The organism is Mycobacterium nebraskense, assembly GCF_002102255.1.
GTDB classification, from domain to species: domain Bacteria; phylum Actinomycetota; class Actinomycetes; order Mycobacteriales; family Mycobacteriaceae; genus Mycobacterium; species Mycobacterium nebraskense.
Map to the genome: position 1 here is coordinate 70,064 of NZ_LQPH01000128.1, position 13,772 is coordinate 83,835.

Consider the following 13,772-nt stretch of genomic DNA (forward strand, 5'->3'; position numbering starts at 1 on the left):
AGCCAGGATCAGCCGGTCAAGCGCCCGGCGCGCGCGAGTGCCATCAGATGAACGCCGATTCCCACCACCGGACCGCACAACAAGCCGACCACGGTCCGCGTCTGCAGCGGCAGCGGTAGCAGCAGCAGCAGTCCCGACGCCACCGTCGCCCCGACCCAGCCCAGCGAGTACGCCCGGTGGAGTGCCGCCGCTACCACTCCGGTGCCGGTCAGCGTCAGCATGGCGATCGCCACCGCTGCCGCCGTCAGCCAGGCCAGCAGCGCGCCGCTGGCCTGGTACTGCGGCCCGAAGGCCACCCGCAGCAGCCACGGGCCCACGACCCCGGCCGCCACCACCCCCACCGCGCCGATGCCGCCGATGATCCCGGCCGGGGCGATCAGGGCACGAACCCGGTCGGTGCGCGCGTCGACGAAATGCGCGATCAGGTTGCCCTGCATGGCCATCAGCGGCACCAGCAGCGGCGCCCGCGTCAGCGTCACGGCGAGGATGATCACCCCGCCTTCGGCTCCCAGCTCGTTACTGGTCAGCTTCAACAAGACGGGGAAGCCCATCACCAGGATCGCGTTCGCGCCGGCGGCGGTGATCGAATGGGCGGCCCCGCGCAGGAAGGTGGCCGCGCCACCGGGCGTCAGCAGGCGGGCGGCGGCCCGCGCCGACGGCGAGGCGACCAGCATGATCACCCAGGCGACCGCGCCCGCGACCGTGGCCCACAGGAAGCCGACCAGGCGCCACCCGAGTACGACGGTGGCCGCGGCGACCGTCACCCGGATGACCGCGTCGGTCACCATCAGCGCCCCGTACCCGGTCCACCGATCGGTGCCGGCCAGCATGCCCAGCAGGGTGGCGTGCACGCAGAACCCGGCCAGCCCGACGCTGAGCAGCGCGACCGACAGCCACCGTTGCTCGACGAATACCCGCCCGCTCCACAGCGGCGAGCTGCCGGCGATCACGACGGCCGCGCCCACGCCGACCAGCATGGCGACCCGCAGCGGGTGGGTTTGTGGTTGGTCAACCGGTAAGGCCGCCGAGACGTGCCGGGTCGAGCGGACCTCCCGGGTGGTCTCCTGTAGCAGCCCGAAAGCGGCGCCGGTCGCCAGGCCGAACGCCCCCCAGAACACCCCGAATACCGAAAAGCCGCCCGGCGCCAGGTCACGGGCGGCCAGGTAGATCACCGCGTAACCGCACAGGGCGGTGAGCGCTGTTGCCGTGGCGACCCGGGCCACGCTGCCGCGCGTGATCGGACCGGCGCCGGTGGAGGCTTGGGTACCGCCGACTTCGGGCATCGCCACAATCTGAAAATAGTAAGTCCCGTGGACACCGGTCTGCGGCGGCGACCGGGGTTCGCTATCGTGAGCGGCTGTCGGAAAGGACCTTGGCCGCCTTGCGCATCTTCGGGATCTCGCTGTTGCTCACCGTGGCGGCCCTTGCGCTCGGATACGCCCACGGCGGGCTCAATGCACTGCTTCTGCTGTTAGCCCTGGCGCTGCTCGAGATCTCGCTATCGTTCGACAACGCCATCATCAACGCCGCCATCCTCAAGCAGATGAGCCCGTTCTGGCGGCAGATGTTTCTGACCGTAGGGATTCTCATCGCGGTGTTCGGCATGCGGCTGCTCTTCCCGCTGCTGATCGTGTGGGTGACCGCGGGCCTCGATCCGGTCCGGGCGATGGAGTTGGCCCTGCATCCCCCGCCGCACGGCGCGCTGGAATTCCCCGACGGCTCGCCCAGCTATGAAAAGCTGATCGTCGCCGCGCATCCGCAGATCGCCGCATTCGGCGGGACGTTCCTGTTGATGCTGTTTCTGGATTTCGTGTTCCACGACCGAGATATCAAGTGGCTCAAGTGGATTGAGATCCCGTTCGCCCGCATCGGGCGGCTGGGTCAGCTGCCGGTGGCGGTGACCGCCGTCGTGCTGATCCTCGTCGGTACGGGGCTGACGCACTCCGGCGACGAGGGCGCGACCGTGCTGACCGCCGGGCTGCTGGGTCTGGTGACGTACTTGGTCGTCAACGGGCTGAGCCGGGCGTTCCGGCCACCGGACCTCGACGCCGTGTCGGCCGGCAAGGCGGTCGGCAAGGCCGGCCTGACCCTGTTCCTTTATCTCGAGGTTCTCGATGCCGCTTTCTCGTTCGACGGGGTCACCGGCGCCTTCGCGATCACCTCGGACCCGATCGTCATCGCATTGGGGCTCGGACTGGTGGGCTCGATGTTCGTCCGGTCTATCACGATCTTCCTGGTGAAGCAGGATGCGCTGGACCGCTACGTGTACCTGGAGCACGGCGCGCATTGGGCGATCGGGGTGCTGGCGGTGATCATGCTGGTGTCGATCGAACCGCGATTCGAGGTCCCCGACCCGGTCACCGCCTCGGTGGGGGTGGTGTTCATCGGGGCGGCGCTGGGCTGGAGCGTGCTCCGCAATCGGCGCCACGCCAAGGCCGCCGCGTCGTCGGCGGTTTAGGCCTCAATCTGGCCGGCGATGCGCCGTTCGATGCCGGCCCTCGCGGTGGCCGGCAGCACGATCAGTCCGTCGAGTTCCCTGCTCGCCCGCGCGTAGGCATTCTGTCGTTCCTCGCGGGTGGCCGCGTCGTCCTGCGCCAAGTGCAGCAAGCTTTGGGCCCGTGCCATCCGTTGTTGCTCGTCCGCCGAGAAATCGCTGCGTCGCCGGCGAATCGCCTCGGCCTCGGCGATCTCGAACGCACTGATGTACTCGTGGACGGCGTCGCGGTATTCCACCAACGCATCCCGGTTGCCGACCAGGCCCTCGGGCGGTTCCGGTCGCAGCAGGTCCGCGTGCCGCTTCGCCCGATGGAACGCGATGGTCAGCGGAGCTCGCATATCGGTCATCATCGGGAAGTCCAGTAATCGCGCGATATCGACTTCATAGTCGAACCACCGGGCGTCGGTACGATCGTGCGCCTCAACGAGTTTGGCGATCTCTCGCCGGTCGCTTTCCTCGTTGGTCCGCACCCGGCCCGACGCCTCGGCCACCGCGATCTTGGCTTGCTGCTTCAGCCGATACCGTTCCAGCCGACGCTCGGCCCGGCGCTCGTTCGCGGCGGCAATGGCCCGAAGGCCCCCGCCGATCGCACCGCCCAGCGGAAAAACCAGCCACCAGAAATTGGAGGCGAAATGCAGCACCGGGGTCACATCGCCAGGATGCCACCGGAGATCGGCGTGCGGTTACGCCACGAGCGTCACCGCACGTCAGTGCCCGCCTGACTTGAACCGCTCCACCGAACGCTGTACCTCCGCTTCGGCTGCGGCGCGATCAGCCCAGTCGGCCGCCTTGACGAACTTGCCCGGCTCCAGCGCCTTGTACTGCGAGAAAAAGTGCTTGATCACATCCAGTTCGTGCTCCGGCACGTCGCCGATGTCCTGGATGTGGTCCCATCGGTGGTCGCCGGCCGGCACGCACAGCACCTTGTCGTCGCCGCCGGCCTCGTCGACCATCCGGAACATGCCCACCGGGCGCGCCTCCACGATCACGCCGGGGAACACCGACTCCGGCAGCAGCACCATCGCGTCCAGCGGGTCACCGTCCTCACCCAGGGTGTCCTCGATGAAGCCGTAGTCAGCGGGATAGGCCATCGTGGTGTAGAGGTAGCGGTCCAGACGCACCCGGCCCGTCTCGTGATCCACCTCGTACTTGTTGCGCTGGCCCTTCGGAATCTCGATGGTCACGTCGAATTGCACTCTGCGCTCCTTAGATCTGGGCGGTTCGCGGTGGTCCGTTTGCGTCGGGGATCACCCTAGTCGAGGCCATTGCGGCGGATTCGGCAGAATGGGCTCAGACAGTCAGGAGAGCGATGGGTCCCACTCGCTGGCAAAAATCCACCCAAGTGTTCGTCGGGTTGGCCGTGCTGGCGTTTGTCGCCGCCGTGGTGGCGGCGGCGACGTTTTTCACCTCGGTGGGGCACGGCGGCAACAGCTCGCACGCCCCGATACCGCCCCCGCACGCGCCGACGGTCAAACCGGGCATGGTCCCGGTCAGCGACACCGCGGAGACGCCCAGCCCGGCAGGGGTGGCGGCCGCACTGGCGGCGGTGGTGGCCGACCCGAATCTGGGCAGGTTGGGTGCGCGAGTCACCGACGCCATCACCGGAAAAGAGCTCTGGCAGGTGGCAGACGACATGCCGCTGGTGCCGGCGTCGACCAACAAAGTGCTGACGGCGGCCGCGGCCCTGCTGACCCTGGACCATCAGGCGCGGATCAGCACGCGGGTGGTGGCCGGCAGCCAGAACGCCCAAGGCCCCGTCGTGCTCGTCGGCGCCGGCGACCCGGTGTTGTCGGCGGCGCCGCCCGGCGTGGACACCTGGTACCGCGGGTCGGCCCGGCTCAGCGACCTCGTCGAGCAGATCCGCCGCAGCGGTGTGACACCGACCGCGGTGCAGGTGGACACGTCGGCGTTCAGCGGGCCGACGATGGCGCAGGGCTGGGATGTGGCCGATGTCGACAACGGCGACATCGCGCCGATCGAGTCGGTGATGATCGACGCCGGCCGCATCCAGCCGACCACCGTCAACTCCCGGCGGTCCCGGACCCCGGCGCTGGATACCGGGCGGGAGTTGGCCAAGGCGCTGGGCCTGGATCCCGCCGCGGTGACGATCGCGACGGCGCCGTCGGGAGCGCGGCAGCTGGCCGTTGTGCAGTCGGCACCATTGGTCCAGCGGCTGTCCGAGATGATGGACCACTCCGACAACGTGATGGCGGAATGCATCGCCCGCGAGGTGGCGGCCGCGATCAACCGGCCGCGCAGCTTCGCCGGTGCGGCCGACGCGGTGACCAACCGGTTGGGCACCGCGCACGTCGACACCGGGGGCGCCGCGCTGATGGACTCCAGCGGGCTTTCCGTCGACGACCGGTTGACCGCCAAGACGCTCGACGGTGTGCTGCAGGCCGCCGCCGGACCCGACCAGCCGGCGCTGCGCGCGCTGCTGGACCTGCTCCCGATCGCCGCCGGCAGCGGGACGCTGGGCGACCGTTTCACCGACGCGGCCTCCAATCAGGGGCCGGCCGGCTGGCTGCGCGCCAAGACCGGATCGCTGACCGCCGTCAACGCCCTGGCCGGGGTGCTCACCGACCGCAGCGGACGGGTGCTCACGTTCGCCTTCATCTCCAACGCCGCCGGCCCGAACGGCCGCAACGTGATGGACGCCCTGGCCACCAAGCTCTGGTCGTGTGGGTGCTCATGAGCGCGCCCTCGGAGCTCACCCTCGGTACCGCCGTCGACTGGGGATTCGCCGCCACGGTCGGCCAGCGGCTGGCCCGCCCGGGCCCGCCGTCCAGCGAATACACCCGGCGCCAGGTGATCGACGAGCTCACCCGTTCGGCCGCCAAGGCCGAACCGCCGGTGCGTGAGGTCACGGGCCTGGTCACCGGCGGCGCAGTGCCCGCCGCCCGTATCGTCGACCGCCTGGAATGGATCGGCGCGGCGGCCGAGTCGATGCGGGTGATGATGAACGGGGCCGAGAAGCCGCGGGGATTCTTCACGGGCCGAGTCACCGGCGCGCAGACGGGGGCCGTGCTGGCGTTCGTGTCGGCCGGCATCCTCGGTCAGTACGACCCCTTCGCAGAAGCAAAAGAGGGCTGTCTGCTGCTGGTGTATCCGAACGTCATCGCCGTCGAGCGGCAACTGCGGGTCGAGCCCTCCGACTTCCGGTTGTGGGTCTGCCTGCACGAGGTGACCCACCGGGTGCAGTTCACCGCCAACCCGTGGTTGTCCGAGTACATGACCCAGGCCCTGGCGCTGTTGACGCGCGACGCCGGTGAAGACGTCACTCAGGTGGCGAGCCGGCTCGCCGATTACGTGCGCAACCGGGGCAACGGGGCGGCGGATGGCAGCTCGTCGGGAATCGTCGGTCTGGTGCGCGCGGTGCAGTCCGAGCCCCAACGGCAGGCCCTCGATCAGCTGCTGGTGCTCGGCACGCTGCTGGAGGGCCACGCCGACCACGTGATGGATGCCGTCGGGCCGATGGTGGTGCCGTCGGTGACCACCATCCGCCGTCGATTCGACGAGCGCCGCAATCGCAAGCAACCGCCGCTACAACGCCTGCTGCGCGCGCTGCTGGGCCTCGACGCCAAGCTCAGCCAATACACGCGCGGCAAGGCCTTCGTCGACCACGTGGTGGGGCTTGTCGGAATGGAGCGGTTCAACGCCATCTGGACCGGCCCCGAGACGCTGCCCCTACCCACCGAGATCGAGGAACCACAGCGATGGATCGACAGGGTGCTGTAGGGCAGCTGCGCGCGGCTGTCGAGGAATTCATCAAGACACATGTCGCCACGGCCGAAGAATGGTGCGTTGCGCTGTCCGGCGGTCCGGATTCCCTCGCCCTCACGGCGGTGGCGGCACAGCTGCGGCCCACCACCGCCGTGATCGTCGATCACGGCCTGCAACCCGATTCCGCCGCCGTCGCCGAAACCGCCCGGGCGCAGGCCGTCACCTTGGGATGCGTTGCGGCACAAGTCGTTCGCGTGCACGTGGGCAACGAAGGCGGCCCCGAGGCCGCCGCGCGCGCTGCCCGCTATGCCGCGTTGAGCGCGTACCACGGCGGACCGGTGCTGCTGGGCCACACGCTCGACGACCAGGCGGAGACCGTGCTGCTGGGGCTGGGCCGCGGGTCGGGCGTGCGCTCGATCGCCGGGATGCGCCCCTACGACCCGCCGTGGGGCAGGCCGCTGTTGGGTGTGCGGCGCACCGCGACCCACGCCGCCTGCCGGGAGCTCGGCCTGACCGCCTGGGAGGATCCGCACAACACGGACCGCCGCTTCACCCGGACCCGGCTGCGCCTCGAGGTGCTGCCGCTGCTGGAAGACGTGCTGGGCGGCGGGGTGGCCGAGGCGCTGGCCCGCACGGCGACGGCGTTGCGGGAGGACACCGAACTGATCGACACGCTCGCCGCCCGGGCACTGCCCGAGGCGAAGGTGGGCGCGGGGTTGCAGACGCAGGCCCTGGCCGCGCTGGCCGCCCCGGTGCGGCGCCGGGTGATCCGCGCCTGGCTCTTGACGGGCGGCGCAACAAGCCTGACCGACAAGCAGATCCGCGGCGTCGACGCGCTCGTTACCGCCTGGCGCGGGCAGGGCGGGGTGGCGGTCGGGTCCGCACTGCGCGACGAGCGGTTGGTCGCCGGGCGGCGCGACGGCGTACTTACCCTGTGGCGCGAACCCGTTCGATAGGCGCAATACCGGGGTCGCCGTTGGTTATTCGGCCGTCGGCGTGGCACTCTGTGGGCGTGGCCCAGATCTCCTCGGCGATCACCCCCGCTCAGCCCGTGGAGCTGTACCCGGGGGACATCAAGTCAGTGCTGCTTACTGCCGAGCAGATCCAGGCGCGAATCGCCGAACTCGGCGAAGAGATTGGTGGGCAATACCGCGACGTCATGACCCAGTCCGGCCAGGATCTGCTGCTGATCACCGTTCTCAAGGGCGCCGTGATCTTTGTCACCGATCTGGCCCGGGCGATTCCGGTGCCCACCCAGTTCGAGTTCATGGCCGTCAGCTCCTACGGGTCCTCGACGTCGTCGTCGGGTGTGGTGCGGATCCTCAAGGACCTGGACCGCGACATCCAGGGCCGCGACGTGCTGATCGTCGAGGACGTCGTCGACTCGGGCCTGACCCTGTCGTGGCTGCTGCGCAACCTCACCAGCCGCCATCCGCGTTCGCTGCGGGTGTGCACGCTGCTGCGCAAGCCCGACGCGAAGGGCGCCAACGTCGACATCGCCTATGTGGGCTTCGACATCCCGAACGATTTCGTCGTGGGCTACGGGCTGGACTACGACGAGCGCTACCGCGACCTTTCCTACATCGGCACCCTGGACCCCAGGGTCTACCAGCAGTAGATCCGGCCTTAGTTCAGCTCCCACACCGCGGTCACCGAGAAGCTCACGGTCTGCTGGCCGGGTTCCAGCGGGACCGCGCTCGGCATGGCCTTCGGCGGCGCGGGCGGTCCCCCTGCCGTAGGTTCCGTCGCCTCCGAAATCGACAGCACCTTGCCCAGCCGGAGTCCGGACAGCTGGGCGTACTGCTCGGCGCGGTTCTTGGCGTCGTTGAAGGCCCGCGCGCGAGCATCCTTGACCAGCTGCGAGTCATCGGCGATGGAGTAGCTGACCGACCTGATCCGGGTGGCGTCGCCACCGGTGCCGACGATGAGGGCCAGCATCCGCGACGCGGCTTCGGGCGGGTGCATCTTGACCGTGATGGCGTTGGTGGCGCGGTATCCGGTGATGGTGGCGGTGCCGTTGGGCTCGGGATTGCTGAACTGCGGCTGCAGGGTCACCTCGGTGGTGCTGATGTCTTTGTGGTCGACGCCCGCGCCGACCAGCGCGTTGATGACCGCTTGCTGGCGGTCGTTGGTCTGGTTCATCGCGGTGGTCACGTCGGGTGCGGTGAATTCGATGCCGACATCGGCGGTCAGGGTGTCCGGGACGCCCTGGACTTGCCCCGACCCGAAGACCGTGACCTGACGTGGATTGACCCCGGGCGCGGGCGCGGAAGGCGGGGAATCGCAGGCCGACACCGTCGCGGTAGCCAAGCCGGCGACGGCCAAGGCGATCAGCTTGCGGACAAACCTCGGGGCGTTCGTTGCGACCGGCATGCCTGGCACCCTAGCCGCTCGGGACCAGCCGATGCTACGGGTTTGCCGGCACCATCTGATTAGGTCAGCTTATTGATACGAATCATGATGTGCGGCAATTGATTTGATCGCGTGATTACCGCACGCGGCCGCATTGCGGTGCGCCCGGCTTCCGCGGGCAAAGGTCGGTGGCTACCGCAGCAACCACATATATGGACATATATGACTCCAATCATATTTGTTTGCAATATCTTTCATGCCCAATCCAAATGTTCCAGCATTTCACACCAGCTAAATGAACAGTTATCGACCCGGTAATGAATTGGCGAGTCAGGGGCTGTTATCCCTGGACACAACTGCCTAACGTGTCCAGGCGTCTGATTCGGCGCCGAGGATTGGCGCTGAAAGCTGTTGCGTTGAACGGATTTTGAGGAGCGAAAATGTCTTTCCTGATGGCACAACCGGAAGTACTAGATGCGATCGCCGGCGAGCTTCATAGCATCAACGAGGCCGTGCGGGAGGGAAATTCGGCCGTGGCAGTCCCGACGACCGGGGTGGCCCCCGCCGCTGCTGATGTGGTCTCCATATTGACCGCGGCGCAGTTCTCTTGGCACGCAAAGCTCTTCCAGGAGATCAGTGCTGAGGCCGCGGCGGTTCGTGAGCAGTTGGCGACGATGCTTGGCGTCAGCGCCGGCTCGTATGCCGCCACGGAGGTCGCCAACACCGCCGCGGTCGGTTAGGCGAGGGCACAATGCTCGACTTCGCGCAGTTACCGCCGGAGATCAACTCCGCGCTGATGTATTCGGGACCCGGCTCAGGGCCGCTACGGACCGCCGCGGCGGCCTGGGACGGGCTGGCCGCCGAGCTGCATTCCGCAGCATCCTCTTATGGGTCGGCGATTGCGGCCCTTACCGACGGACCATGGCAGGGGCCGGCTGCGTCGTCCATGCTGGCTGCGGCCGTCCCGCAGGTGGCGTGGCTGCGCGGCACGGCCGAGCAGGCGGAGTGGGCCGCCGCTCAAGCCGTGGCGGCAGCGGGAGCCTACGAGGCGGCGTTCGGCGAAACGGTGCCCCCGCTGGTGATCGCGGCGAACCGGGTGTTGTTGATGGAGTTGCTGGCTACGAACTTCCTCGGCCAGAACACCGCGGCAATTGCGGCCACCGAGGCGCAATACGGCGAGATGTGGGCACAAGACGCGGCCGCGATGTACGGATACGCCGGTACGTCGGCCGCGGCGTCGACGTTGCCGCCGTTCGAGCCGGCGGTGCCCACTACCAACCCGGCCGGAGTCGCCAGCCAGGCCGCGGCGGTCGCCCAGGCGGCCGGTACCAGCGCAAGCAACAGTGCGCAGGGGCTCGACGCGGTGCCCCAAACGCTGTCGTCGCTGGCCGGGTTGACGAGCAATCCCCCGTCGTCGGCCAATCCCGCGTTTTCCCTCGGTGGAATCGGCCTGAACCCCGAGGGCGACGGGATTGTCGTGGGCGGTCCGTTGGGTGACCTGTTGGAGGGCCTGACCGGGTCGCAAACCTTGGACGCCAGCACGCCCTTCGACGCGTTCATCCGATTGATTTCGCCGACACGGCTATTCACCACCTCGTTCAAGGACATCCAAGGTATTGCCCAGGGCATGATGCCCGCCGCGAAGTCCGCCACCGAGGGCGCCGCCAAAGCCGCCGAAGCGGCTCTGCCCGCCGCCATTTCGGGTGCAGGCCTGGGCTCGATCGGCTCGATCGGAGGAGCCGTCGGTAAGGCGGCATCGATCGGTGGGTTGTCGGTGCCGGCGGTATGGACGAGCGCGGCCCCGATGGCGTCACCGGTCACCGTGGCGCTCAACGGCCTCACTGCTGCATCGGCCATTGAACCTGCCACGAATGCGGTTGGCGGGATGCCGATGATGCCGGTTGGCGGGACGGGGCGCAGCGCAGCAGCCCACTTTGTCGCGCCCCGATACGGTTTCAAGCCCACGGTCATCGCTCAACCCCCGGCGGGGGGCTGATTTTGAAGGCGCGCAAGCCCGTTCACGCGCCGGCACGCGTCAGAAGGGTGGATCGTCGGGCACGGGCCGCGGCGCCGGTTCGTCGGGAATCCAGTCCGGCGGCAGTTCTTCCGGTTCTTTGGGATCGTTCACCCAGGTGCAAAACGGGCTGGTGCTCGGTGTGCCTTTGAACAGAAAGAGCATGTCGCGCATGTGATTACGGAACTTACGCGCTGCGATTTCCTGCTCACGGGCCTCCTCTAACGCTCGCCGGGCTTCGTTGATCGGACGCTGCACGCGGTTGTGGTTGCGCGCCTGCGTGATTCGCGCGCTCCGTTGCTGCGATCTGCTTCTTCTGGTGGGCACCGGCGGCGCGCACGCCGCGCCGCGTGGCTGCACGAACAGGTCGGCACCAGCGGGCGAGGTGCGATAGGTCCGCCCAGTGGGTGACAGCCAGACGACGGTGCCGTCAGGCCGTTGCTCGTCGCGCCAACCAGTCCAGAAAGTTTTCAAAAGATGGTGTCACCGACTGGCTAAAGAACATTCAAGAGACACTTGTGAGCAGCACAAACGCTGCCGATACGCATCGCTCGACCCGCCGCTCGGCTTAGACTTCCCGCGTGTTCTCGGAGACGCGCTACGCGATGAACGGGGACTTGCGCGTCGCCTACCGTGCATCGCCCCCTGGTGCTCGTGACATTGTGTTCGTTTCGAACTGGTTCACCACCTGTGAGCTTTTTCCGGAGCTGCCGTCTGTTCAGGGGTGGGTAGAAGCGATGACATCGCTTGGTCGGCTGATCTTTTTCGACCAGCCGGGAACGGGAGGCTCCGATCCCGTCACGCCCGGCGCGCTGCCGACCTTGGAGCAGTGGGCCGACAGCATCGCCGCCGTGCTCGACGCTCTCGGAAGCCGCGAAGCAGCTCTTATCGCGTATCCGGGCGCGCTCGCGACAGCCGCGCTGTTCGCGGCAACGCATCCGTCCCGCACTACCTCGCTTGTTGTGCTCGACGGCACCGCAAGTCCGGCAGACCGCACGGTGGTTCGAGACGAAGCCGTCGCTGCGTTGGTCGCCACGTGGGGAACCGGCGAATTCCAACACATGCTCAATCCGGACATGCCGTGGAACGAGGAGATCCGGGCCGCGTGGGCGCGAGAAGAACGCATGGCAGCAAGCCCGCGGACCGTCGCGCTGATGATGCCGCTCATCGCCGAAGTGAACGCGCTGCCAATCCTTCCGGCAGTCCGTGTGCCTACCCTTGTCGTCCAGCACAGCGAGGATCCGTTCGTGACACCGGCGAAGGGAAAAGAGGTGGCTGATCATATAGCGGATGCGAAATACGTCGAGGTGCCAGGGCGCAACTTGTACCACTTCGTGGAACCCTGGCGCGCGTCCTTTCAGGTGATCGCTGAGTTCCTCACCGGCGAGCAGCCCGACGTGCCCGATGATCGGGTGCTGGCCACAGTGCTTTTCACCGACATCGTGGACTCGACCCGGCGGGCGACGGAGATGGGCGACCGGGACTGGCATGCGCTCCTTGATGCGCACGACGCCGTCGTGCGGTCCCAGCTTGCGCGGTTTCGGGGCCGTGAGGTGAACAGCACGGGTGATGGCTTCCTCGCGATGTTCGATGGGCCGCAGCGAGCGATCCGCTGCGCGATGGCGATTCGCGATGCGGTGCAGGTTTTGGGTATCGAGGTGCGCGCCGGGTTGCACACCGGCGAGTGTGAAATCCGCGGCGAGGACATCGGTGGGATTGCCGTGCACATCGGCGCAAGGGTGAGCGCACTGGCTGGGCCGAACGAGGTGTTGGTGTCGGGCACGCTGCGCGACTTGGTGATCGGGTCCGGGCTCGAATTCGACGACCGCGGGGCTCACCGGCTCAAGGGCGTGCCCGGCGAATGGCGACTCTTCGCCGTCGCTTCCTCTTAGCGGCCTCCTAGGGGTGTGTCTTCCAAAAATGCCCGTGCCGTCGGCCAGTTGCTTGTCGCGCCAGCCGCCGAAGGTTTTGAGTCGATGATGTTGGCGGCACAGGCATTTGAGGTTGTCCGCGACGGTCAGCCCGCCAGCCGCCGGATTCTGATGGTTGAACGGAATGGTGTGGTCGAGGTCGCAGACAACGGCCGGCCGGCTGCATCCGGGGAAGCGGCAGGTGAGATCGCGGCACCGAACCGCTCGCTCCAGCGCCGCGGACGGTTGGTAGCGCAGGGCCTCGACCGGACTCGTCACCGGATCGGCGACGAGGATGGATGCGGCAGCAGCCAATTGGCGCACCTGGTCGGCGTCGATGACGCCGTAGCCCTCCACATAGCCCGGCTCTGCGCCGTCGGCATGAAGGGTCCGGTCGCTCGCCACTACGTTGATGACCACCTGCGCCCCGGTCGGACGATCGGAGTTGTCACCCGGCCGGTTGGGGCACTCCGGTTGCCCGCAGGCGCACGCCAACCCGCGACCCTCGGCCAGGGCGGCCAGCGCGTCGGCCCGGCGCTGATCCAGTGTCCGCGGGTCTGCCGGGCACACCTGCTTGGCGAGCTGCGAGAGCCGCCGATCAAAGGCAGTGGCGGTGGTGGCAGCGACCGACCCGTAGATATCGGCCATCCCATCGTCTTTGGTGCTGATTCCGATATGGCGGTCGGCCTCGGCGGCAAGGCGGCGCTCGCGGGCGGCGTCGGGGTCGGTGGTTCGCACGGCGGCGTCGACGGCGTTGATGATTCGCTGCTTCGACCAGCCGTGCCAGTTGCCGATGCGTTCGGCCAGCGACTGGTCGATCTTGGCGATCAATTTCTCGTCGGTCACCAGATCGGTTCGGCTGATGATCAAGCGCACTGTGCGCCAGTCCGTCCGGCCCTCCGCGAGCAGGGCCGCAACCCTTGGCAACCTGGTGTCCAGCGCCTCCGCGTGCGACACCAGGTAGCTGGCGCCCACGGGGGAGAGGTTCATCGCGGCGGCAACCTCGGCAGCGGTCTGCTCGAAGCCGTCGATCGCCGCGTATTCGCGCGGACGCTCGGGCCGCTCGGCGGTGGTCACCCGATGCCGCAGCAACGCCGCTACCGCGGCCATCCGGCGGGCCACCAACATCGATTCCCGCCGGTGCGTCGACTCGATCACCTCGACGAGAGAAGCTGGATCCGCCATCGATTCGAACATAGGTACTGCTTATCTGCTTAAGTGGACTAGCGGCCTAGAATTCTCCAAATATGTTGCTAGGCAAGGCTTCTAAAGCAAA

General features: G+C 67.8%; 12 protein-coding genes and 2 pseudogenes. 8 read left to right on the top strand and 6 right to left on the bottom strand.

Annotated features, from left to right (window positions below; genetic code table 11):
* Positions 1–8 precede the first annotated feature (8 nt).
* On the bottom strand, positions 9–1,283 hold the full coding sequence (locus tag AWC17_RS16800; protein WP_085164870.1) for a hypothetical protein: 1,275 nt from the start codon (positions 1,281–1,283) through the stop codon (positions 9–11).
* An 89-nt stretch (positions 1,284–1,372) separates the two neighbouring features.
* Between AWC17_RS16800 and AWC17_RS16805 the strand changes: the two genes are divergently transcribed.
* Positions 1,373–2,458 carry a DUF475 domain-containing protein gene (locus AWC17_RS16805; RefSeq protein ID WP_046186107.1) on the top strand — a complete coding sequence of 362 codons (1,086 nt, stop codon included), beginning with the start codon at positions 1,373–1,375 and terminating at the stop codon, positions 2,456–2,458.
* Here the strand turns inward: AWC17_RS16805 and AWC17_RS16810 are convergent.
* Positions 2,455–3,147 (bottom strand): hypothetical protein, encoded by a 693-nt coding sequence (locus AWC17_RS16810; protein ID WP_046186108.1) that lies wholly within the window; start codon positions 3,145–3,147, stop codon positions 2,455–2,457. The two genes, AWC17_RS16805 and AWC17_RS16810, sit on opposite strands and share 4 nt — an antisense overlap.
* Before the next feature lie 57 nt (positions 3,148–3,204).
* Complete coding sequence (locus AWC17_RS16815; protein WP_046186109.1) at positions 3,205–3,693, bottom strand: inorganic diphosphatase; 489 nt, start codon at positions 3,691–3,693, stop codon at positions 3,205–3,207.
* A 113-nt stretch (positions 3,694–3,806) separates the two neighbouring features.
* Between AWC17_RS16815 and dacB the strand changes: the two genes are divergently transcribed.
* The 4 genes from dacB to hpt are packed head-to-tail and all read left to right on the top strand — an operon-like array spanning position 3,807 to position 7,838.
* Positions 3,807–5,192 carry a D-alanyl-D-alanine carboxypeptidase/D-alanyl-D-alanine endopeptidase gene (gene dacB, locus AWC17_RS16820; protein WP_141224658.1) on the top strand — a complete coding sequence of 462 codons (1,386 nt, stop codon included), beginning with the start codon at positions 3,807–3,809 and terminating at the stop codon, positions 5,190–5,192.
* On the top strand, positions 5,189–6,235 hold the full coding sequence (locus AWC17_RS16825; protein ID WP_046186110.1) for a zinc-dependent metalloprotease: 1,047 nt from the start codon (positions 5,189–5,191) through the stop codon (positions 6,233–6,235). The genes dacB and AWC17_RS16825 overlap by 4 nt, the downstream gene beginning before the upstream one ends.
* Complete coding sequence (gene tilS, locus AWC17_RS16830) at positions 6,214–7,176, top strand: tRNA lysidine(34) synthetase TilS (RefSeq protein WP_085164872.1); 963 nt, start codon at positions 6,214–6,216, stop codon at positions 7,174–7,176. Before AWC17_RS16825 ends, tilS begins: the two co-directional genes overlap by 22 nt.
* Before the next feature lie 50 nt (positions 7,177–7,226).
* Positions 7,227–7,838 (top strand): hypoxanthine phosphoribosyltransferase, encoded by a 612-nt coding sequence (gene hpt, locus AWC17_RS16835; RefSeq protein WP_046186076.1) that lies wholly within the window; start codon positions 7,227–7,229, stop codon positions 7,836–7,838.
* A gap of 8 nt (positions 7,839–7,846) precedes the next feature.
* On the opposite strand, the gene AWC17_RS16840 is transcribed toward hpt, so the two are convergent.
* Positions 7,847–8,593, bottom strand: coding sequence for an SIMPL domain-containing protein (locus tag AWC17_RS16840; RefSeq protein WP_046186075.1), 747 nt, complete (start codon positions 8,591–8,593; stop codon positions 7,847–7,849).
* 419 nt (positions 8,594–9,012) lie between these two features.
* Between AWC17_RS16840 and AWC17_RS16845 the strand changes: the two genes are divergently transcribed.
* Complete coding sequence (locus AWC17_RS16845; RefSeq protein WP_046186074.1) at positions 9,013–9,312, top strand: PE family protein; 300 nt, start codon at positions 9,013–9,015, stop codon at positions 9,310–9,312.
* 11 nt (positions 9,313–9,323) lie between these two features.
* Complete coding sequence (locus AWC17_RS16850) at positions 9,324–10,568, top strand: PPE family protein (protein WP_046186073.1); 1,245 nt, start codon at positions 9,324–9,326, stop codon at positions 10,566–10,568.
* 39 nt (positions 10,569–10,607) lie between these two features.
* On the opposite strand, the pseudogene AWC17_RS16855 reads toward AWC17_RS16850, so the two are convergent.
* Positions 10,608–11,069: pseudogene (locus AWC17_RS16855) on the bottom strand (HNH endonuclease signature motif containing protein); the annotation flags it as partial.
* Between the two features lie 98 nt (positions 11,070–11,167).
* On the opposite strand from AWC17_RS16855, the gene AWC17_RS16860 reads away from it, so the two are divergent.
* Positions 11,168–12,478, top strand: a complete 1,311-nt coding sequence (locus tag AWC17_RS16860) for an adenylate/guanylate cyclase domain-containing protein (protein ID WP_046186071.1) — start codon at positions 11,168–11,170, stop codon at positions 12,476–12,478.
* 29 nt (positions 12,479–12,507) lie between these two features.
* Here AWC17_RS16860 and AWC17_RS33570 read toward each other — a convergent pair.
* Positions 12,508–13,693 (bottom strand): annotated as a pseudogene (locus AWC17_RS33570) (HNH endonuclease signature motif containing protein); the annotation flags it as partial.
* Positions 13,694–13,772: the final 79 nt, after the last annotated feature.